At 70.6% G+C, this 18,951-nt stretch carries 20 protein-coding genes; 13 read left to right on the top strand and 7 right to left on the bottom strand.

All coding sequences use genetic code 11. From position 1 onward, the window contains the following. Positions 1 to 77: 77 nt before the first annotated feature. On the bottom strand, positions 78 to 551 hold the full coding sequence (locus tag JMJ55_RS09045) for an AtaL-like protein (RefSeq protein ID WP_202825203.1): 474 nt from the start codon (positions 549 to 551) through the stop codon (positions 78 to 80). Between the two features lie 39 nt (positions 552 to 590). Beyond that, on the bottom strand, positions 591 to 1,460 hold the full coding sequence (locus JMJ55_RS09040; RefSeq protein ID WP_202825202.1) for an NmrA/HSCARG family protein: 870 nt from the start codon (positions 1,458 to 1,460) through the stop codon (positions 591 to 593). A gap of 103 nt (positions 1,461 to 1,563) precedes the next feature. Between JMJ55_RS09040 and JMJ55_RS09035 the strand changes: the two genes are divergently transcribed. The 9 genes from JMJ55_RS09035 (at position 1,564) to JMJ55_RS08995 (ending at position 10,920) form a co-directional block, all read left to right on the top strand. Then, on the top strand, positions 1,564 to 2,457 hold the full coding sequence (locus JMJ55_RS09035; RefSeq protein WP_202825201.1) for a LysR family transcriptional regulator: 894 nt from the start codon (positions 1,564 to 1,566) through the stop codon (positions 2,455 to 2,457). 59 nt (positions 2,458 to 2,516) lie between these two features. After that, on the top strand, positions 2,517 to 3,161 hold the full coding sequence (locus tag JMJ55_RS09030) for a LysE family translocator (protein ID WP_202825200.1): 645 nt from the start codon (positions 2,517 to 2,519) through the stop codon (positions 3,159 to 3,161). Between the two features lie 201 nt (positions 3,162 to 3,362). Beyond that, positions 3,363 to 3,932, top strand: a complete 570-nt coding sequence (locus JMJ55_RS09025) for a cob(I)yrinic acid a,c-diamide adenosyltransferase (protein WP_202825199.1) — start codon at positions 3,363 to 3,365, stop codon at positions 3,930 to 3,932. 182 nt (positions 3,933 to 4,114) lie between these two features. Then, the gene (locus JMJ55_RS09020; protein WP_328702596.1) at positions 4,115 to 4,837 is read left to right on the top strand and encodes a transposase; all 723 of its coding nucleotides are present in this window, start codon (positions 4,115 to 4,117) and stop codon (positions 4,835 to 4,837) included. Between the two features lie 73 nt (positions 4,838 to 4,910). Next, complete coding sequence (gene hrcA, locus JMJ55_RS09015) at positions 4,911 to 5,984, top strand: heat-inducible transcriptional repressor HrcA (protein WP_202825198.1); 1,074 nt, start codon at positions 4,911 to 4,913, stop codon at positions 5,982 to 5,984. A 55-nt stretch (positions 5,985 to 6,039) separates the two neighbouring features. After that, complete coding sequence (locus JMJ55_RS09010; RefSeq protein WP_202825197.1) at positions 6,040 to 6,759, top strand: gluconate 2-dehydrogenase subunit 3 family protein; 720 nt, start codon at positions 6,040 to 6,042, stop codon at positions 6,757 to 6,759. Then, the gene (locus JMJ55_RS09005) at positions 6,756 to 8,519 is read left to right on the top strand and encodes a GMC family oxidoreductase (RefSeq protein WP_202825196.1); all 1,764 of its coding nucleotides are present in this window, start codon (positions 6,756 to 6,758) and stop codon (positions 8,517 to 8,519) included. The genes JMJ55_RS09010 and JMJ55_RS09005 overlap by 4 nt, the downstream gene beginning before the upstream one ends. Then, the gene (locus JMJ55_RS09000) at positions 8,516 to 9,733 is read left to right on the top strand and encodes a c-type cytochrome (RefSeq protein WP_236033539.1); all 1,218 of its coding nucleotides are present in this window, start codon (positions 8,516 to 8,518) and stop codon (positions 9,731 to 9,733) included. Before JMJ55_RS09005 ends, JMJ55_RS09000 begins: the two co-directional genes overlap by 4 nt. 20 nt (positions 9,734 to 9,753) lie before the next feature. Next, the gene (locus tag JMJ55_RS08995) at positions 9,754 to 10,920 is read left to right on the top strand and encodes a beta-glucosidase (RefSeq protein ID WP_202825195.1); all 1,167 of its coding nucleotides are present in this window, start codon (positions 9,754 to 9,756) and stop codon (positions 10,918 to 10,920) included. A 188-nt stretch (positions 10,921 to 11,108) separates the two neighbouring features. Here JMJ55_RS08995 and JMJ55_RS08990 read toward each other — a convergent pair whose 3' ends face one another. Both JMJ55_RS08990 and JMJ55_RS08985 read right to left on the bottom strand, forming a co-directional pair. Next, positions 11,109 to 12,275 (bottom strand): JmjC domain-containing protein, encoded by a 1,167-nt coding sequence (locus tag JMJ55_RS08990; RefSeq protein ID WP_202825194.1) that lies wholly within the window; start codon positions 12,273 to 12,275, stop codon positions 11,109 to 11,111. Beyond that, positions 12,272 to 12,739: a hypothetical protein gene (locus JMJ55_RS08985; RefSeq protein WP_202825193.1), complete on the bottom strand. Its 468-nt coding sequence runs from the start codon at positions 12,737 to 12,739 to the stop codon at positions 12,272 to 12,274. Before JMJ55_RS08985 ends, JMJ55_RS08990 begins: the two co-directional genes overlap by 4 nt. A gap of 102 nt (positions 12,740 to 12,841) precedes the next feature. Here JMJ55_RS08985 and JMJ55_RS08980 point away from each other — a divergent pair, with 102 nt between their 5' ends. From JMJ55_RS08980 to JMJ55_RS08965, 4 genes are all read left to right on the top strand, one after another. Next, entirely contained in the window at positions 12,842 to 13,606 is a 765-nt protein-coding gene (locus tag JMJ55_RS08980; RefSeq protein WP_202825192.1) for a SapC family protein, read from the top strand. Positions 13,607 to 13,673: 67 nt separating this feature from the next. After that, the gene (locus JMJ55_RS08975) at positions 13,674 to 14,639 is read left to right on the top strand and encodes a Bug family tripartite tricarboxylate transporter substrate binding protein (RefSeq protein WP_202825191.1); all 966 of its coding nucleotides are present in this window, start codon (positions 13,674 to 13,676) and stop codon (positions 14,637 to 14,639) included. Beyond that, positions 14,636 to 15,145, top strand: a complete 510-nt coding sequence (locus JMJ55_RS08970) for a tripartite tricarboxylate transporter TctB family protein (RefSeq protein ID WP_202825190.1) — start codon at positions 14,636 to 14,638, stop codon at positions 15,143 to 15,145. The genes JMJ55_RS08975 and JMJ55_RS08970 overlap by 4 nt, the downstream gene beginning before the upstream one ends. Beyond that, complete coding sequence (locus JMJ55_RS08965; RefSeq protein ID WP_456237069.1) at positions 15,145 to 16,644, top strand: tripartite tricarboxylate transporter permease; 1,500 nt, start codon at positions 15,145 to 15,147, stop codon at positions 16,642 to 16,644. The genes JMJ55_RS08970 and JMJ55_RS08965 overlap by 1 nt, the downstream gene beginning before the upstream one ends. On the opposite strand, the gene JMJ55_RS08960 is transcribed toward JMJ55_RS08965, so the two are convergent. The 3 genes from JMJ55_RS08960 to JMJ55_RS08950 are packed head-to-tail and all read right to left on the bottom strand — an operon-like array spanning position 16,628 to position 18,950. Beyond that, a complete protein-coding gene (locus tag JMJ55_RS08960; protein ID WP_202825189.1) occupies positions 16,628 to 17,335 on the bottom strand; it encodes a lysophospholipid acyltransferase family protein in 708 nt (235 codons plus the stop codon). The genes JMJ55_RS08965 and JMJ55_RS08960 overlap by 17 nt on opposite strands. Further along, complete coding sequence (locus tag JMJ55_RS08955; protein ID WP_202825188.1) at positions 17,335 to 18,309, bottom strand: phosphatidate cytidylyltransferase; 975 nt, start codon at positions 18,307 to 18,309, stop codon at positions 17,335 to 17,337. Before JMJ55_RS08955 ends, JMJ55_RS08960 begins: the two co-directional genes overlap by 1 nt. Then, a complete protein-coding gene (locus JMJ55_RS08950; protein WP_202825187.1) occupies positions 18,306 to 18,950 on the bottom strand; it encodes a CDP-alcohol phosphatidyltransferase family protein in 645 nt (214 codons plus the stop codon). The genes JMJ55_RS08955 and JMJ55_RS08950 overlap by 4 nt, the downstream gene beginning before the upstream one ends. Position 18,951: the final 1 nt, after the last annotated feature.

Here is an 18,951-nt window from a genome sequence, read left to right as displayed (position 1 = left end):
ATCGGGGACGGGGGAAGGCGAGGGGGTGCTTCTCCGGAGCCGGAGGGCAGCCTCGCCATCCCTATTGCCCGCCGAGGTCAGAGCCGGCCCTCGGCCAGCAGCTCGCGGGTGCGGTTCAGCGTGGATAGCAGGGCGGCCTTGTAGCCCGTGTCGCTGTCGAACTGCGCCTGCTCGGCCTGTTCCTCCGGGCCGCCCGGCGCCTTCCCGCGCAGGCCGAGATAGCAATAGAAGCGGAGCTGGAGCTCGCCGGCCTCGTCCTCGAACAGCTCGTTGACGATGGCGCCTTCGCGCGGGCCGGTCGCCTGGAAGAAGGTGACCTTGCGGCCTGGCTCGAAGGCGATGATCTCCCGCAGGTCGATGCCGCCGATCCTGGCGTCCCGCACGATATGCGTCGCACTCTCCTCCACGACATCGCAGCGGGTGCAGAGGCCCGGGGGCAGGAAGAGGCGGGCATCGCGGGCCTTGCGGACCAGGCCCTCCCAGGCCTGCTCGCGGCTCAGCCGGGTCTCGCCCTTCGGGTTCACCGGGACGGTGGCAGTTGAATAGATCATGAGGGTGGTCCTTCTCCTGGGTTGGGTGTCGCCCGGCCGTCAGGCCTGGGCCGCGATCCCGGCGGCGAAGTCGCGGTAGGAGCGCAGGGGGCGCCCCAGCAGCGTGGTCAGGCGCGCGACATCGCCGGCTTCGGGCAGCATCCCATCGGTGAGGAAGCGCTCGCCCATCAGGCGCATGTCGTAGGCCATCCAGCCCGGCATGAAGGCCCGGAGGTTCCGCTCGAACCGGGCGGTGTCGTCGCCGCCATAGGCGACCGGACGCCCCAGCACCTGCGTCCAGATCGCCGCGACCTCCGCGCCGGTCAGCGTGTCGGGACCGGTGAGGTTGATGCGGGTGAGCGGCAGCGGCGTGGCGGACTTCTCGCGGCGGAGCAGCTCGATCGCCGCGATCTCGCCGATGTCGCGCGCATCGATCATGGCGAGCCCCTTGTCGCCGATCGGCATCGGATAGACGCCGTGGCCCAGCACCACATCCTTGATCATGAGATCGTTCTGCATGAAGTAGGCGGGGCGCAGGATGGTGGCGTTGAAGCCCATCCGCTCGATCATCCGCTCGACGCCGAACTTGCCCGCGAAATGCGGCACGTTCACATAGATGTCGCTGTGGATGACGGAGAGATAGACGATCCGCTCGATGCCGGCTTCCCGCGCCAGGTTCAGCGCGGTCAGGCCTTGGGTGAATTCATCGGGCACCACGGCATTGAGCAGGAACAGGGTCGAGGCGCCCGACAGCGCGCCGCGCAGGGAGTCGATGTCGAGCAGGTCGCCCTGCACGGTCGCGACGCCGGCCGGGAGATTCGCCTTCGCCGGGTCGCGGACCAGGGCACGGAGATCGGCGCCGCACTTGACGAGGTGTTCGACGACCTGGCGGCCGACCGTGCCGGTTGCGCCGGTGATGAGGATGGTCATGGGGATCACTCCTGGGATGCCAACGGGGCGTCCCAGAGATTATCGATCCACCTGCAAGCCAGTAGACGCTATCCTTGGACGCGGTGTCTCGCTGGTGGAACACATGGACCTGCTCGCCCTGGCCGATTTCAATCTCGTCGCCCGGCATGAGGGGTTCGGCCGGGCCGCGCGCGCCTCCGGCCGGCCGAAGGCGACCCTGTCCCGCCGGGTCGCGGAGCTGGAGGGCAGCCTCGACCTGCGCCTGTTCGAGCGCGGGGCCCGCGCCCTCAAGCTCACCCAGGAGGGGCGGGCGCTCCATGAGCGGACGGCGGCCCTGCTCACCGAACTCGACGAGGCGGCGGCGGCGATCGCCTCCGGCCTGGACCGGCCGCGCGGCCGGCTGCGGATCAGCGCGCCGCTGCTCTTCTCGCAGACCGCGATGGGCAAGCTGGCCGCCGGCTTCGCGCTGAAATTCCCGGAAGTCCGGCTCGAGGTCACGACGGAGGACCGCGCCGTCGACATGGTGGAGGAAGGGTATGACCTGGTGATCCGGGTCAACCCGGACCCGGACGAGACCCTGGTCGGGCGGGTCTTCCTGCGCGACCGGCTGGTCGTCGTGGCCAATCCGGCCCTGATCCGGCCGGCGGAGGGGGCGGCCGTTCCGGCCGTGGTGCGCGGCCCGGCGGACCGGATCGCGGCCTGGGCGGTGACGACGCTGGCCGGGCCATCCCGCATCGCCGTCGACCCGGTCCTCTCGCTCTCCTCGCTGGTCATGGTCCGCGACGCCGTCCGGGCCGGCGTCGGCGCCGGGCGGCTGCCGGTCTCGCTCGTCGGCCATGACCTGGCGGCCGGCCGTCTCGTGCTCTGGGGCGATGCGGAGGGGCCGGAGATCGCGCTCTGGACGCTCTACCCCTCGCGGCGGCTGCTGAGCGCGCGGGTCTCCGCCTTCCTCGACCATCTGAAGGAGGCCTTCCCGAAGGGGAGCCCCGACGAGCTGGCGGCCTATATCGACGGCTGATCGCCCTGGGCCGGGTATCGGCCTGGGCACCTCGCCCGTGATCCGGTAGAGCCGGCGCCATGCCAGACCTGACCCAATTCGCCCTTTATGTCGCGGCGGCCCTCGTGCTCGCCATCACGCCCGGTCCGGGCATCTTCTATGTCGCGGCGCGCAGCCTGGCCGGTGGCCGGGCGGAGGGCGTCGCCTCCAGCTTCGGCACCGGCCTGGGCGGCATGGTCCATGTCCTGGCGGGCAGCCTCGGCGTCTCCGCCCTCGTGCTCGCCAGCGCGGAACTGTTCACGGTGCTGAAGCTGGCCGGTGCCGCCTATCTGGTCTGGCTCGGCCTGCGCACGATCCAATCCGCCCGCATGGCGACGGGCCTCGGGGGCGCCGCCGCGGCACCACCGGTCGGGCCGGCGCGGGCCTTCCGCGAAGGCGTGCTGGTCGAGGCGCTGAATCCCAAGACGGCGGGCTTCTTCCTGGCCTTCATCCCGCAATTCGTCGATCCGGCGGCAGGCGGCATCGCCCTGCAATTCGTGGTGCTGGGCTTCGTCTCGGTCGCGCTCAACACCCTGGCCGATATCCTGGTCGCCCTGGCGGCCAGCCGCATCCGGGATGGCGCGGCGGCACGCCCCGCCCTGATCCGCCGTCTGCGGGAGGCCTCGGGCGCGGCGATGATCGCGCTGGGCTGCGGCCTTGCCCTGGTCAGGCGTCCCGCTTCCTGATCGCTGGGCCAGGCCGTTTCGACACGCTGCAGGCAGGAACTGCCCAGGCCCACACCCCGCTTCGGAACGAAGGCGAATGGGCGCTGCCGCCCCGAAGCGGGCCCAAGGACAACTCCCTTGCGCCGGGACGAGCCTACCCGCATCATCGGGTCGGCAGCCGATCGGGAAGTCCACCCGTCGGGGAGCCACACAGCATCAGACATGGTCAAGATCGACAGGGTCACCACCCGTACCGGCGACGATGGTCGCACGGTCCTCGGTGATGGCGCGCGTCTTCCCAAATTCCACCCGCGCATCGCCGCCTATGGCTCCCTTGACGAGGCAAACTCCTTCATCGGTCTGGCTCGCCTGCATGTCAGCCAGGAGACGGGCCACCTCTTGGCGCGCATCCAGAATGACCTGTTCGACGTCGGCGCCGACCTCTGCAAGCCCGAGCGATCCGGCCTCAAGGCCGAGCCGCTCCGGGTGATCGACAAGCAGGTGGCTTGGCTGGAGGAGGCGATCGAAGGTGCCAACAGGAGGCTCGGCGGGCTGACGTCGTTCGTGCTGCCGGGTGGGTCGGAGGGCGCGGCCCTGCTGCATGTCGCGCGCAGCGTGGTGCGGCGTGCGGAACGCGAGGTAACAGAGATCGCCTATCAGGAGCCGGTGACACCCGCCGCCCTGCGCTATGTGAACCGGCTTTCCGACCTCCTCTTCGTCCTTGCTCGCGTCGAGAACGACGACGGCCGCAAAGACACGTTGTGGAGCCCCGGCGCCAGTCGAGAAGGGTGAACGAGGGGGGCGGTTGGTGGATCGCTGCAATCCTTCGCCCGCCGCCCCTCCCGGCTATTCCGAACTCCTTCTGAAGCGGGCTCCTCAGTCCCCAGGCGCCAGGCCCACACCGGGTCTGGCAAAGGCTTGCTTTTTCGCTGCGTTCCAGTTATGTTCCGGTCCTGCAACCGGAGCCCGCCCCCATGCTCCTCCGCCGCCGCAGGCGCCGCCGCGCCGACCCCATCCCCGCCGGCATCATCCCCAAGGACTTCGTGGTCCGGCACGACCTGCTGCGCCGGCTCTGCCTCGACCCGATCACCGGACTGACCCCGCCCCGGCCCTGGGCGCCGATGACCGACAATGAGTGGGCCGCGCTGGAGCCGGTGCTGGCCGGCATGGGCTGTGGCCTGCATGACCGCGGGCGCCCGCTCGACTGCACGCCGCGCGAGCGCCTGGATGCCATCTTCCGCTGGGCCACCACCAAGCATCGCGGCGGTCGCGCACCCTGGCGAATGCTGCCGGAGGAGTTCGGCAAGCCCGACACCGTCAGCCGGAGCTATCGACGCTGGGCCAGGCAGGGGCTCTGGGCCCGGCTGCTGGTCGAGCTGGCGCTCAAGCGCGAGGCGCTGGCCAGCCTCGCCCACCGCCTCTGCTGCGCCTTCCGTCGCGCCATCCGCATCATGGGCAGCCTGCGCTCGATCGTGCTGGCGAGGCGCCTGAAGCTCTTCTCCGCCCTGCCCGCGCCCTCGCAAGTCCTCCCCGATCCGGATTTGTCCGAAATCTACCGTCCCATCCATCTGGCCTTCGCCGACTCCATGCTGAAGCGCCTCTGGTTCCCGCCCGCCCGCCTCTTCCGTCTGCTCCGCTCCATGCACCGCATCGCCGGCGGCAGGGCCAGGATTCCAAGGTGGATGGAGCCAGCGTGATGCGGCGCGCATTGACGGCGGCCTCCCCCGGTCCCTACCTTGTTCTCAGTATGTGCAAGGGCTCACGCCGTTGATGTATCCGCCGAAACTGCCGCCGGGCGCGGCGGCGGGTGCCTCCTTCGCCGGCCTCGATACCCGCAGCGCGACCATCCTGCGGGAACTGGTCGAACTCTACGTCACCACCGGCGAACCCGTCGGCTCGCGCACCCTCTCGCGCCGCCTGCCCCTCGGCCTCTCGCCCGCGTCGATCCGCAACGTCATGGCGGATCTCGAGGAAGCCGGGCTGCTCTACGCCCCCCATACCTCGGCCGGCCGCCTGCCGACCGAGCGGGGGCTGCGCCTCTTCGTCGATGGGCTGCTGGAATTCGGCGACCTGGGCGAGGAGGAGCGGAGCGAGATCGCCGCCCGCTGCGCCGCCTCCGGCCGCTCGATGCAGGAGACGCTGGCCGAGGCCGGGCAGATGCTCTCCGGCCTCGCCGGCGCCGCCGGCCTTGTCGTCGCGCCCAAGTCGGAAGGCACGGTGCGGCATATCGAATTCGTCGGCCTCGGCCCCGGCCGGGCGCTGGTGGTGCTGGTCACCGCCGATGGGCGGGTGGAGAACCGGGTCATCGATGTCCCGCCCGGCCTGCCGCCCTCGGCCCTGATGCAGGCCAGCAACTACCTGAATGCCCGCCTCGCCGGCCGGTCGCTGGATGATGCGCGGAGCCGCGTCTCCGAGGAGATCGCCGCCAACCGCACCGCCCTCGATGCCCTGACCAACCAGGTGGTGGAGGCCGGGCTCGCCACCTGGGCGGGCGGCGGCGGCGGCAGCCTCATCATCCGCGGCCAGGCCAAGCTGCTCCAGCATCTCGACCAGGCGGCGCGGCTGGCGGAGATCCAGGCGCTGTTCGAGCGGCTGGAAGCGCAGGAAACCGTACTGCGGCTGCTGGACCTCGCCCAGCGCGGCGAAGGTGTGCAAATTTTCATCGGGGCCGAAAGCGGGCTGTTCGACAGCGCCGGGCTCTCGATGGTGGTGGCCCCCTTCCGCAATGGTCAGGAGAAGATCGTAGGCGCCATCGGCGTCATCGGGCCGAGCCGCATCAATTACGGACGTGTCATCCCGGTTGTCGACTACACCGCCCGGGTCATCGGACGTCTGCTCGGCTAAGGGAACGCCGGCGCTAGTCACGCATTGAGGGCAGCGGTTTCCGGGGTGACCGCGCATGCCCAGCACGAGACGACGGCTTCTGGCCGCCTCTGCCCTCTTTGGCCTGGCCATCCCGGCCACCGCCCGCACCCTCAAGGAAGCCCTGCCCTGGAGCCCGAACGAGGCCTACCCGCCCGAGCGGGTGGTGCCCGGCCCCTGGGTCTTCTTCACCGCCGGGGAAGCGGCGACGGTCGAGGCGATCGCCGACCGGGTGATCCCGGCCGATGAGCTCGGCCCCGGGGGGAAGGAGGCTGGCTGCGCGGTCTTCATCGACCGCCAGCTCGCCGGGCCCTATGGCACCAGCGCCTGGCTCTATATGCGCCCGCCCTTCGCCCGCGGCACCCCGTCCCAGGGCCTGCAGGATGAGGACCCGCCGGCGGTGCAGTATCGCAAGGGCCTAGGGGCGCTGACCAGCTACTGCACCGGCCGCTATGGCGGCCGGCGGTTCGAGGCGCTGACGCCGCAGCAGCAGGACGAGGTGCTGACGGCGATGGAGAAGGGGGAGGCGAAGGATCCCGGCGCCGACCTCCGCGGCTTCTTCGAGCAGCTGCTGAACAACATGACCGAGGGCTTCTTCGCCGACCCGATCTATGGCGGCAACAAGGACATGTGCGGCTGGCGGCTGCTCGGCTTCCCCGGCACCCGCTACGACTACCGCGAGGTGATCGCGGCCCCGAACCAGAAATATACACTGCCCCCCGTCGCCTTGACGGGCCGGCCGGAGTGGATGCGATGAGACGCCTGCCCGCGAAGGATGTCGTCGTCATCGGCCTCGGCTGGACCGGCTCGATCATGGCGCTGGAGCTCTGCCGCGCCGGTCTCGATGTGGTGGCGATCGAGCGCGGGCCCTGGCGCGACACGCCGACCGACTTCCCGCCCAATGTGGCGCCGGACGAGCTGCGCAACTCCATCCGCCAGGACATCTTCCTGCGCCCGGCACAGGAGACGCTGACCTTCCGCAACAGCCTGGAGCAGACCGCGCTGCCGATCCGCCGCTTCGGCAGCTTCCTCCTCGGCAATGGCGTCGGCGGGTCGGGCGTGCATTGGAACGGCCAGACCTGGCGCTTCCTGCCGACCGATTTCCGCGCCCGCAGCCACCTGATCGAGCGCTATGGCGAGGGCTTCCTGCCGCCCGACAACACCATCCAGGACTGGCCCATGTCCTATGAGGAGATGGAGCCTTATTACGACCGCTTCGAATATGTCTGCGGCATCTCCGGCAAGGCCGGCAACCTGAAGGGCGAGCGGCAGGAGGGCGGCAATCCCTTCGAGGGCGCGCGCCAGCGCGACTACCCGACGCCGCCGATGCGCCAGGGCCAGGCGCCCGGCATGTTCGCCAAGGCCGCGGCCGAGCTGGGCTTCCACCCCTTTCCCTGCCCCTCGGCCAATATGTCGCAGGCCTATACCAACCCTTATGGCATGCGCCTCGCGCCCTGCACCTATTGCGGCTTCTGCGAGCGCTTCGGCTGCGGCAACTACAGCAAGTCCTCGCCGCAGAGCTGCGTGCTGCCGGCGCTCATCCGCCATCCCGGCTTCGAGGGGCGGACCGATTGCCAGGTGACGAAGATCAACCTGACGCCCGACCGCAAGCGCGCCACCGGCGTCACCTATGTCGATCTCCAGGGCCAGGAATGGGAACAGCCGGCGGAGCTGGTGCTGGTCTGCGCCTATGGCCTGTTCAACACGCGGCTGCTGCTGCTCTCGGGCATCGGCCAGCCCTACGACCCCGTGCGGAATGAGGGCGTGGTCGGCCGCAACTATGCCTATCAGATCACCACGGGCGTCAATGGCTTCTTCGACAATGTCGAGATGAATCTCTGGGCCGGCGCCGGCGCGCACGGGATGATCATCGACGACTTCAACGGCGATAATTTCGACCACGCGCCGCATGGCTTCGTCGGCGGCGCCTATCTCGCCGGCTATGCGACCAATGCGCGGCCGATCACCGCGCGGCCGACGCCGCCCGGCACGCCGCGCTGGGGCGCGCAATGGAAGAAGGTGACGGCCGAGAGCTACAACCGCACCGCCAATGTCGGCACCCATGGCAGCGTGATGAGCTACCGGGGCAGCTATCTCGATCTCGACCCCACCTACAAGGACCAGTTTGGCCTGCCGCTGATGCGGCTCACCTTCGACTTCCACGAGAACGAGCTGAAGATGTCGCGCTACTGCACCGACCGCGCGGTGGAGATCGCCCGCGCGATGGGTGCGAAGAGCATGCAGGTCGGCTACCGGCAGGGCCCCTATTCGGTGGTGCCCTACCAGACTACGCACAATACCGGCGGCACGGTGATGGGCAACGACCCGAAGACCAGCGTCGTCAACCGCTACACGCAGAGCTGGGACGTGCCCAATGTCTTCGTCTCCGGCGCTTCGCTCTTCCCGCAGAATGCCGGCTACAACCCGACCGGCACGGTGGGCGCGCTGGCCTATTGGGCGGTGGAGGCGATCCGCGACCGCTACCTGAAGAACCCCGGCCGGCTGGTGGATGCATGATGCGCGCGCTGCTTCTCCTCGCGCTCCTGCTCGCGGCGCCGCGCGCCATGGCGGACAGCGCCGACATCACGAAGATTCTGCGCGGCCGCTACCTCGCCACCGTCGGCGATTGCATCGCCTGCCATACCGGCCCGAACGGCCAGTATGCCGGCGGGCGCGGGATCGAGACGCCCTTCGGCCTGATCAACGCGCCCAACCTGACACCCGATTCCGACACCGGCATCGGCCAGTGGTCCGAGGCGGATTTCGCCCGCGCCATGCATGAGGGCGTGCGGCCGAATGGCGACCGGCTCTATCCGGCCTTTCCCTATCCCTGGTACACCAAGGTCACGCGGGAGGACACGGATGCGATCTTCGCCTTCCTCCGCACCCTGCCCGCGGTCCGCAATACCGTCGATCGCGACACGCTGCCCTTTCCCTTTTCCGTCCGCACGGTGATGCGGGGCTGGAACCTGCTGTTCTTCTCGCCGGGATATTACGAGCCGCGCGCCGACCGCTCGGCCGAATGGAATCGCGGCGCCTATCTGGTCGAGGGTCTCGGCCATTGCAGCGCCTGCCATACCGCGCGCAATGCGCTCGGCGGCGACAGCAGCGCCGCCTGGCAAGGCGGGCCGCTGCAGGGCTGGTTCGCGCCCAACCTCACCAATGATGCCCGTCAAGGAGTGGGCAACTGGTCCGTGGAAGATATCGTCGCCTATCTCCGCACCGGGGCCAATGCGCGCAGCCGCGCCAGCGGGCCGATGGCGGAGGTGGTCGGCTATTCCACCAGCCTGATGAACGAGGCCGATTTGCGCGCCATCGCCGTCTATCTGAAGGACCTGCCCGCCGCGGCCCCGACGCCGCCGGCCGCGCTGGCGACCTCCGATCCGGCGATGCGGACGGGCGAGGCGCTGTACGTCGACAATTGCATGGCCTGCCACCGGCGCGACGGCCAGGGTGTCGAGGGTATCTTCCCCATCCTCGCCGGCAGCCAGGTCGTGCAGCAGCCGGGCACCGACACCTTGATGCGCATCATCATCAGCGGCGTCCGCAGCGTGGCGACGGACGGTGCGCCGACCAGCCCCGGCATGCCGGCCTTCGGCTGGCGGCTGAACGACCAGCAGGTGGCCGATGTGGTCACCTATATCCGCAACAGCTGGGGCAACCAGGCCCCGGCCGCGAGCGCCGCGGATGCCACCCGCCTGCGCGGCCTGGTGGCCGCGGCGCCGCACTGACCACTGCAACAGGAGCGACCGTGACCTTCCGACCCAGCCTGTTCCGCAGCTTCTTCCTCGGCGGCTTCGAGTGTTCGACGCATCGCCGCAATGATGGGCGTCGGCTCGACCTCATCGCGGCGACGCGGCACGACCTCCTTGCCGAGGAGGATTACCGGCAGGTCGCGGAACACGGCATCCGCGCGGTGCGGGACGGGGTGCGCTGGCACCTGGTGCAGGCCGCCGGCCCCGGCCAGTACGACTGGTCGGCGGTGCAGCCCATGCTGCAGGCCTCGGTCCGGACCGGCACGCAGGTGGTCTGGGACCTGTGTCATTACGGCTGGCCGGACTGGCTGGACTTCTTCTCGGCGGATTTCGCGCCGCGCTTCGCCGAATTCGCCACCCGCTTCGCCGAGCTGGCGCGGTCCGAGACCGGGCAGGCGCCGACCGTCTGTCCGCTGAACGAGATCTCCTTCCTTGCCTGGGCGGGCGGCGAGACCGGCCATTTCAACCCCTGCACCCGCGGCCGCGGGCCGGAGGTGAAGCGCCAGGCCGTCGCCGCGACGCTCGCCGGGACGCGGGCCATGCGCCAGGCGGTGCCCGGCACCCGCGTCTTCGCGGTGGAGCCGCTGATCAACACCGTCGGCCGCCCGCATGTCGAAGTGGATGTTGCCCCCTCCGAGGCGCGCAATGCCGGCATGTGGGAGGCCTGGGACATGCTGCTCGGCCGGCAGGAGCCGGAGCTGGGCGGCAGCGAGGACGTGCTCGACGCCATCGGGGTGAATTTCTACTGGAACAACCAGTGGTGGCTGCATGAAGGCCGCGACGCCGCCCCGCTCTCGGTCTTCGACGAGCGCTGGGTGCCGCTGCGCGTGCTGCTGGCCAAGGTGCACGATCACTTCAAGCGCCCGATCTTCGTCGCCGAGACCAGCATCGAGGGCGACCGCCGCGCGCTCTGGCTGCGCTATGTCGCCGATGAGGTGCGCGAGGCAATCCGCGCCGGCGTGCCGGTGGAGGGCATCTGCCTCTACCCCGTGCTGAGCCATCCGGGCTGGGACGACGACCGCTACTGCCCGAACGGCTTGCTGGAGATGGACCCGAAGCATGGCCGCCGGCCGGTGCATGCGCCCCTGGCGCGGGAGCTGCGCCGGCAGCAGCAGGATTTCGCCGAGTTCTTCGCCGAGCTGTCGCAGGACGCGGCGGCCTGAGAAGGGGCGAGGGGGCGTTGCCCCCTCACTCCCCCCACCAGGGCCGAAAGGCCCTTGGAGGCCCTGAGTTAAACATTTGGTTTCCAAAGGCCTTTCGGCCTTTGGCGGGGCGAGCCCGAGAGGGGCGGCGCCCCTCTCGGCACCCTGTGCCATTCCTTCCCGCCGCAGCCCTGGTGGGTGCGATCGGGCTACAGGATCTCCAGCAACCCGGCCGCGGCCAGGGTCCGGCATAGCGGCAGCGCATCCTCGCCAAGGGCGGCGGCCGAGCTTCCTTCCGCCAAACGTTCCAGCCAGCCCAGCTCCCGTGGCCCGAACGGCATCCGGCCGCCGGCCCAGCGCAGCTCCGCCCTGCCCTCCGGCAGGGCGGCGACATGGTGCAGCATGCGGTCGGTGAGGCGGAGCCGGGTCTCCGGCCCGGGCACCGGGCTTAGCAGGCCGCGCGCCGGCAGGGGCATGCGCTGGGCCGCCAGCCCGTCCAGCAGGGCGAGGGAGAGCTGGTCGAACGCCGCCTCCCCGCCGAGGCCGGCCAGCTGTCCCCGCAGCCCAGCCAGCAGGGCCGGCCGCGCCTCGGGCTCGGTCAGGCGCCAGCTTGGGAAGGGGGCGCGCAGCGCCGGTTCCGTCGCCTCCATCTCATCGAGCAGGAGGCGCAGCGCCTCGGCCCAGCAGGGTTCGAGCAGGCCGATGGTGAGGTGGAGCGAGGCGGCGGCCTCGCCGCCCCGGGCCTCATGCAGCGTGCCGCGCGGCAGATAGAGCGCGGCGCCGGGGCGAAGGGTCAGGGTCGCAGGCTCGCCCTCCGGCTCCGTCGCGCCGGTCCAGGGGGTATGGCGTGTGGGATGGGGCAGGGGCTGGCCGGGCCAGACGCGCCAGGCTTTCTCGCCTTCCACCTGCAGGACCAGCACGTCATGCGTATCGTAGTGGCGGCGGAAGCCCTGGGCGCCCGGCGGGGTCAGATAGACATTGGCCTGGACCGGATGCAGGAAGACCCGTTCCAGCCCGCGGCAGAAGCCGGCCAGCGGCGCATGCGCCTCCTGCATCTGGGAAACGACGAGGGTGGCGCCGGCATCGAACCGGGCCAGCAGCCGCAGCGGATCGACCCGGCCATCGGGCAGGCAGAATTCCGCCTCCGGCACGCCGGCCCCGCCCGCGCGCCCGGCATCGGCCATGCTGACCCGCGGCGCGCGGGCGAGGTCGGTGGCGAGCAGCGCATCCAGCACCGGGACCGAGAGCAGATCCGCGAAGCGGTCGGGCGCGGTGGCGGGCCAATGGCGCCAGCCGGTGTCCTCGCGCAGCGCCAGCACCTCCGCCAGGCCAAGGCCGGGGAAGGCGAGGCCGAGCGCGGTGGCGGCGAGGGTCACCGCCAGCCCCGGCCGCGGCCCTCCGCATCGCGCGGGTCGTTGTCGGTCACGCTGCGGCGGGGCGGGGCATAGCCGCGGCCGCGCCCTTCGGCATCGCTCGGGTCGTTGTCAGTGACGCTGCGGCGGGCCGGCGGGGCATAGCCATAGCCGCCGCGGCCATAGCCGGCGGAATCGCGCGGATCATTATCGGTCCGGCCGCCACCGCCGCCATAGCCGCGGCGGCCATAGCCCGGGGCATCATAGGGGTCGTTATCCGTCCTGACCGGCTCGGCGCCGCCGGGTGCGGCAGGGGCGGGGGTGAGGCTCGCGGCCCCGGCCTCGGTGCCCGCCGCGGCGAGGCCGAGGGTGGCGACACGGAGGACCAGCAGCCTGCGTCCGAGCCACCCATCCCCTTCCGGTCGATCTATGCCTGTCCTCCCTCGCCTCGGGGCTGAAGTTTCGGCTGCGGCCCGAACTGGACGCAACAGCTTTCCACCCGTGGGCGGAACGGAAGGGGATGTTGCGCATGAGTGCTTGCGAAAGCCTTAGGGAGCGAGTCACAAGCCCTCGGCGAAGGAGCCGATCACATGTCCGAGATTGCAGTGTCCCATGGCGTGGTGAATGGTGCCGCCCAGAGCGCGCCGAGCCTGCCCCCGCTCTATCGCGCGCTGGAGGGGCTGACCGCCGAGCGCCACGCCGCCCTTCGGCTCCATGATGCCGGCTATGGCTTCGCCGCCGGGGCCAGCGCCATCCCGCTGGCGGCTGAGGAATTCACCGTCGCCGCCCGCAGCCTGCCGATCGTCTTCGCGGCGACCGCGCCGCATATGCCGGTGGTGATCACCGGCCTGTCCGCCGGGACCAACCTCTATGTCGATGCCGGCGGGGCCTGGAAGGCGGGGGCCTATGTCCCGGCCTATCTGCGCCGCTTCCCCTTCTTCCTGCTGCGCGTGGCGCCGGACTCCGAGGAACTGGCGCTCTGCATCGACCCCTCCGCGCCGCAGGTGAGCGAGACGACCGGCGAGCCGCTGTTTGCCGAGGACGGCAAGCCGGCGCCGCAGCTCGAGCGCGCCTTCGCCTTCACCAAATCGGTCGAGGAGGCGATGCTCCGCACCCGGACCATGACGCTCCGCCTGGCCGAGCTCGGGCTGCTGAAATCATCGGTGGTGCAGTTCGAGCATCATGGCAAGCCGCTCCGCGTCGACGGCTTCTTCGCGGTGGACCGGCCGGCGCTCGCCGCCCTGGCGCCGGAGCAGCTGGCCGAGTTGCGCGACCGCGGCTGGCTGGAAGTGATCTACGCGCATCTCCTCTCGATCGGCGGCATGCCGGAATTGGCGCGCAGCATTCAGGGTTAGCGGCGGCGCGATGGACGGGGCGGTGGTCCGGGGCTAGAGACGCGGGAAATCCCCTGGGGAGGACCCGATGCCCGGACGCCGTCACCTGCTGGCCGCCGCCGCCGGCCTGCTCGCCGCTTCCCGGATCGGCGAGGCCCGGGCGCAGCAGCGCCTGGCGAGCCTCTATATGTTCATCCCCGCCGGGCCGGGCGGGGGCTGGGACGGGCTCGGCCGGGCGATCGAGCAGGTGGCCCGGCAGGGCAGCTTGGTCGGCAGCTTCCAATTCGAGAATGTGGGCGGTGCCGGCGGCTCGGTGGGGCTGCCGCGCTTCGTCGGCCAGCGGCGCGGCCGGCCGGATGCGCTGATGGTCGCGGGCTCGATCATGGTCGGCGCGACGCTGACCAACAAGACGCCGGTCGGGCTGAAGGATGTCACGCCGATCGCCCGGATGACCGAGGAAGCGGGCGTCGTCGTCGTCCCAGCGAGTTCCGAGATCAAGGACCTGAAGGGGCTGCTCGATGCGCTGAAGGCCAATCCGGGCGGCACTTCCATCGCCGGCGGCTCAGCCGGCGGGACGGACCACATCACCCTCGGGCTGATCCTGAAGGCGCTCGGGCGTTCGGCGAAGGAGGGGTCCTATGTCGCCTTCGCCGGCGGCGGGCCGGCCCAGGCGGCGATCCTCGGGGCGCAGGTGAAGGCGGGCATCTCCGGCCTTTCGGAATTCGCCGAGCAGATCAAGTCCGGCCGCATGCGGGCGCTGGCGACCACCGGCGAGACGCGCAGCGACCCTGCCATTCCGACGCTGAAGGAAAGCGGCATCGATGTGGTGATGACCAATTGGCGCGGCGTCTTCGCGCCCCCTGGCATCCGCCCCGATGCGCGCGACAAGCTGGTGGCGCTGATCACGGAACTGCACGACCTGCCGGCCTGGAAGGAGATGCTGAAGACCCGGGACTGGGACGATGCCTTCCTGACCGGCGATGCCTTCAGCGCCTTCCTCACCGAGGACGTGCAGAAGACCGAGGCGGTGCTGAAGGAGATCGGGCTCGCGTGACCCGGCCCGGCACCGGACCCGACCTCGCGGTCGGGGGCTTCGTCCTGCTGCTGGGCGCGCTGGCGCTCTGGCAGGCCGCGATCATCCCCACCTCGCCGATCTATGCCCAGGTCGGACCGAAGGCGGTGCCCTTCGCGGTCGGGGCCGGGCTGCTGGCGCTCGGCGCCGGGCTGGTTGCCAGCGCGCTGCGCGGCGGCTGGTCGGATGATCTGGAGGAGGTGCGGGAGGCGCCGCCGACCAATTGGCGCTCGCTCGGCCTGCTGCTGGCGGGGCTCGCGGCCAATCTGGTGCTGATCGGGCCGTTTGGCTTCTCCATCGCCGCCAGCGTGCAATTCGTGCTGGTGGCCGCCGCTTTCGGCTCCCGCCATCTGCTGCGGGACCTGGTGCTGGCGCTGGTGCTGACCCTGCTGGTCTGGTTCCTCTTCGTCGAGGTGCTGGGTGTGAATATCGGCGCGGGCGTTCTCGAAGGGCTTGTGCTGCGTGCCCTCGGCCGGGACGTGATGTGATGATGGAGTCCATCGCCGGCCTCCAGCTCGGCTTCTCCCATGCGCTGACGCTCGGCAATCTCGGCTGGGCGCTGCTCGGCTGCTTCCTCGGCACCGCGATCGGCGTGCTGCCGGGCATCGGCCCGGCGCTGACCATCGCGCTGCTGCTGCCGATCACCTTCAAGGTGGAGGCGACGGGGGCCTTCATCCTGTTCTGCGGCGTCTTCTATGGCGCGATGTATGGCGGCTCCACCACCTCGATCCTGCTGAACACGCCGGGCGAGAGCGGCTCCATCATCACCGCGCTCGAGGGCGCCAAGATGGCGCGGAACGGCCGCGCGGGGCCTGCGCTGGCGACGGCCGCCATCGGCAGCTTCATCGCCGGCACCATCGGCACGCTGGGCATCAGCTTCCTCGGCCCGGTCGTCGTGGATCTCGCGCTGAAGCTCGGGCCCGCCGAGTATTTCTCGCTGATGCTGCTCTGCTTCGTCACCGTCTCCGCGGTGCTCGGCGGCTCGGCGCTGCGCGGGCTGACGAGCCTCTTCTTCGGCCTGCTGCTCGGCCTCGTCGGCATCGATCTGCAGACCGGCCAGCCGCGCATGACGCTCGGCGTGCCGGAACTGCTGGACGGGGTGAACGTGGTCCTCGTCGCCGTCGCGCTCTTCGCCGTCGGCGAGACGCTGTTCCTGGCCTGGCGCCATACGAATGCGGCGCCGCAGGTGCGCCAGGTCGGCAGCATCATGATGTCACGCGAGGACTGGCGGCGCAGCATCGGCCCCTGGTTCCGCGGCTCGCTGCTCGGCTTCCCCTTCGGCGTGATGCCGGCGGGCGGCACCGAGATGCCGACCATGCTCAGCTATTACGCCGAGCGGAAGCTGGTGAAGCCGGAGCATGCGAAGGAGTTCGGCACCACCGGCGCCATCGAGGGCGTGGCAGGGCCGGAAGCCGCGAACAATGCGGCGGCGGCCGGTATCCTCGTGCCGATGCTGACGCTTGGCCTGCCGACCTCGGCGACAGCGGCGATCATGCTGAGCGCCTTCCAGAGCTACGGCATCAATCCGGGACCGATGCTCTTCGAGCAGCAGGGCGCGCTGGTCTGGACGCTGATCGCCAGCCTCTATGTCGCCAACATCATGCTGGTGGTGCTGAACCTGCCGCTGGTCGGGCTCTGGGCGCGCATCCTGAAGATTCCCCAGCCGCAGCTCTACGCCGGCATCCTGGTCTTCGCGACCATCGGCACCTACGGCATCAGCAACAGCGTGACCGACCTGGTGCTGCTCTATGTCATAGGAATCATCGGCATGTTCATGCGGCGCTTCGACTTCCCGACGGCGCCGGTGGTCATCGGTATGATCCTCGGGCCGATGGCGGAGCAGGCGATGCGCCAGGCCCTGACCATCAGCGAGGGCGACTGGACCACCTTCCTCACCCGCCCGGTCTCGCTGGCCATCCTGCTGCTGGCGCTGGCGGCGCTGGTGGGGCCACGACTTTACGGGCGCTTGGTCAGCCGAGCGCCTTGACCGCCGCCTCGCAGGCCGAAGCCGCCTCCACCCATCCGGCCCGTGCGTTGGGCAAGCCGGCGAAGTCGAGCGGCCGGCCGATCGCCAGCCTGACCTTCCCCGGCCGCGGCAGGCGGCGCTCGGCGGGCCAGGCGGCATGGCACCCCTCCAGCCGGCAAGGCACCACCGGCACCGGCAACCCCGCCACCAGGGTGCCGATGCCGGGCTGAAAGGGCGCCATCGCTCCGTCGCGGCTGCGGGTGCCCTCGGGGAAGAGGATGTAGACCAGCCGGTCCTCCACCAGCCGCTCGCGCAGCGTGGCGATCTCCCCGGCGCGGGTCCGCTTGCGCCAGACCGGCAACGCATTCACCGCATAGGCGGCAAACAGGGCGGTGGCGCCGGTGCGGAAGAACACATCCCCCGCCGCCAGCGCATGCGCCCGCCGCCCGGCCTCGCCCTGCAGGATGCTGCCGAGCGCCAGCGTATCCAGATGGCTGCAATGATTGGCGATGAGGATGAAGGGCGGCTCCGCCGGCAGGTTCTGCTGGCCTGTCACCTCCAGCCGATGCGCCAGCCGCAGATAGGCGCCGACGCCACCCCGCCAGAGCGACCGCAGCGCCAGGCTGCCGAGCCCGGCCTCCCGCGCATGGCTCCGCAGCCGCTCACCGGGAGCGAGGCCGAGATCGCGGGCCGGGCGGAGGCGGAACTCCATCAGCCGCCACCGGTGATGAGGCGCGTCGGCCCGGCCAGCCCGAAGCCCACATAGTAGCCGATGAAGTGGAAGGCCGCCGGCGCCACCAGCAGCAGGCTGTTGAACCGGTCCAGCACCCCGCCATGGCCCGGCAGCAGCACGCCCATGTCCTTGATGCCGAGGTCGCGCTTGATGGAGGACAGCATCAGGTCGCCACACTGCCCGGCGATGCTGACGATGGCGCCGAAGAGCAGCAGCAGCGCCGGATGCCCCATCGGCGTATCGGCGAAAATCGCCCCCGCCAGCAGCGCGACGACGACCGAGGTGGTGACGAGCGCCCCGAGCGCACCGGAGAGCGTCTTGTTCGGGCTGGTCGCCGGCAGCAGCTTCCGCCCGCCGATCAGCTTGCCGAAGGTGAAGGCGGCGACGTCGTTCAGCGCCACCGCCGTCAGCAGCAGCAGCACGATCGGCCGGTAACCCGGATCATTCGCCATGTAGCCGAGATGCGCGAGCCCGGCGCCGAACAGCATGAAGGCGAAGATGCCGAGTGCCGTCCGCTGCACATAGCCCGAAGGCCGGTCGAGCGGCAGCGAGGCGATGGCGATGACGCCCACCGTCAGCGGCCAGAGCGCCACGAAGAAGCCGTACCAATGGTCGAGCGCCGCGAAGTTGACCAGCAGGATGCCGAGCACGACGACGCCGACGATCAGGTATTCGCGGAACAGCCCCGTCGCCCGGTCATACTCGCGCAGGCAGGCGAGGCCGAGCAGGGTGACGGCGCCGATGGTCCAGACCCGCCCAAGCAGCACCGGCCCCAGCATCAGCGGCAGCAGGATGCACCAGGAGCCGAGGCGCAGCCACAACTCGCGTTGCAAGGCGGGCGAAGCGCGCCCGGTCGCGCTCAGCAGCCCGATCACCGCTGCCGCCAGCAGCAGCAGGCCGAGCGTCGCGCCGACGATCCAGACCGTCACGGGATGGGCGAAGGCCGTGCTCATGCGGCGAGCCGGAGCGCGGCACGACGCAGGCGCAGCCAGGCCGTCAACGCCGAGAGCAAGGTGATGCCAGCGAGCACGACGACCGCCAGATGCGTCTCGCCGATGCGCTGCCAGCCGAGCGGCGTGACGGCGCAGAAGAGGGCGAGCCCCGTCACCACCGCCATGCGATGCTGCTTCGCCATCGGCCCGCCGAAATCGCTCGGCGCCCCGGCGCTGCGGGCGGTGACGCGCACATAGGCCGTCGCCATGGCCGCCAGCGCCGCGGCGAGGCCGAGCGCCGCGGCGCCGTCGGCGGCGATGCCGAGCCCGAGCAGCACGGCCGTGTCGGAAACCCGGTCCGGCACCTCGTTGTAGAGCTCGCCCACCGGTGAGGCGATGCCGCGGCTGATCGCGACCATGCCGTCCAGCAGGTTGGCGACGAGCCGCGCCTGCACCAACAGCGCCGCCAGCAGCCAGAGCACCCGCGCCGCCTCCGGCCACCAGGCGACGCCCGCCAGAGCCAGCCCGGCACCGATCCCCGCCGCCATGCCCGCCAGCGAGATGCCATTCGGCGAGGCCCCACGCCGGATCAGCCAGCCCGCGATGCGCGCGGCCGGCGCCGTCTCACGCGCCGCGATCGGCCTTCGGTCCCCGCTCTGCATC

Origin of the sequence: Belnapia mucosa, from assembly GCF_016775475.1 — a bacterium.
In the GTDB taxonomy this organism is placed as follows: domain Bacteria; phylum Pseudomonadota; class Alphaproteobacteria; order Acetobacterales; family Acetobacteraceae; genus Belnapia; species Belnapia mucosa.
This window is presented reverse-complemented; position numbering and strand designations above follow the sequence as displayed.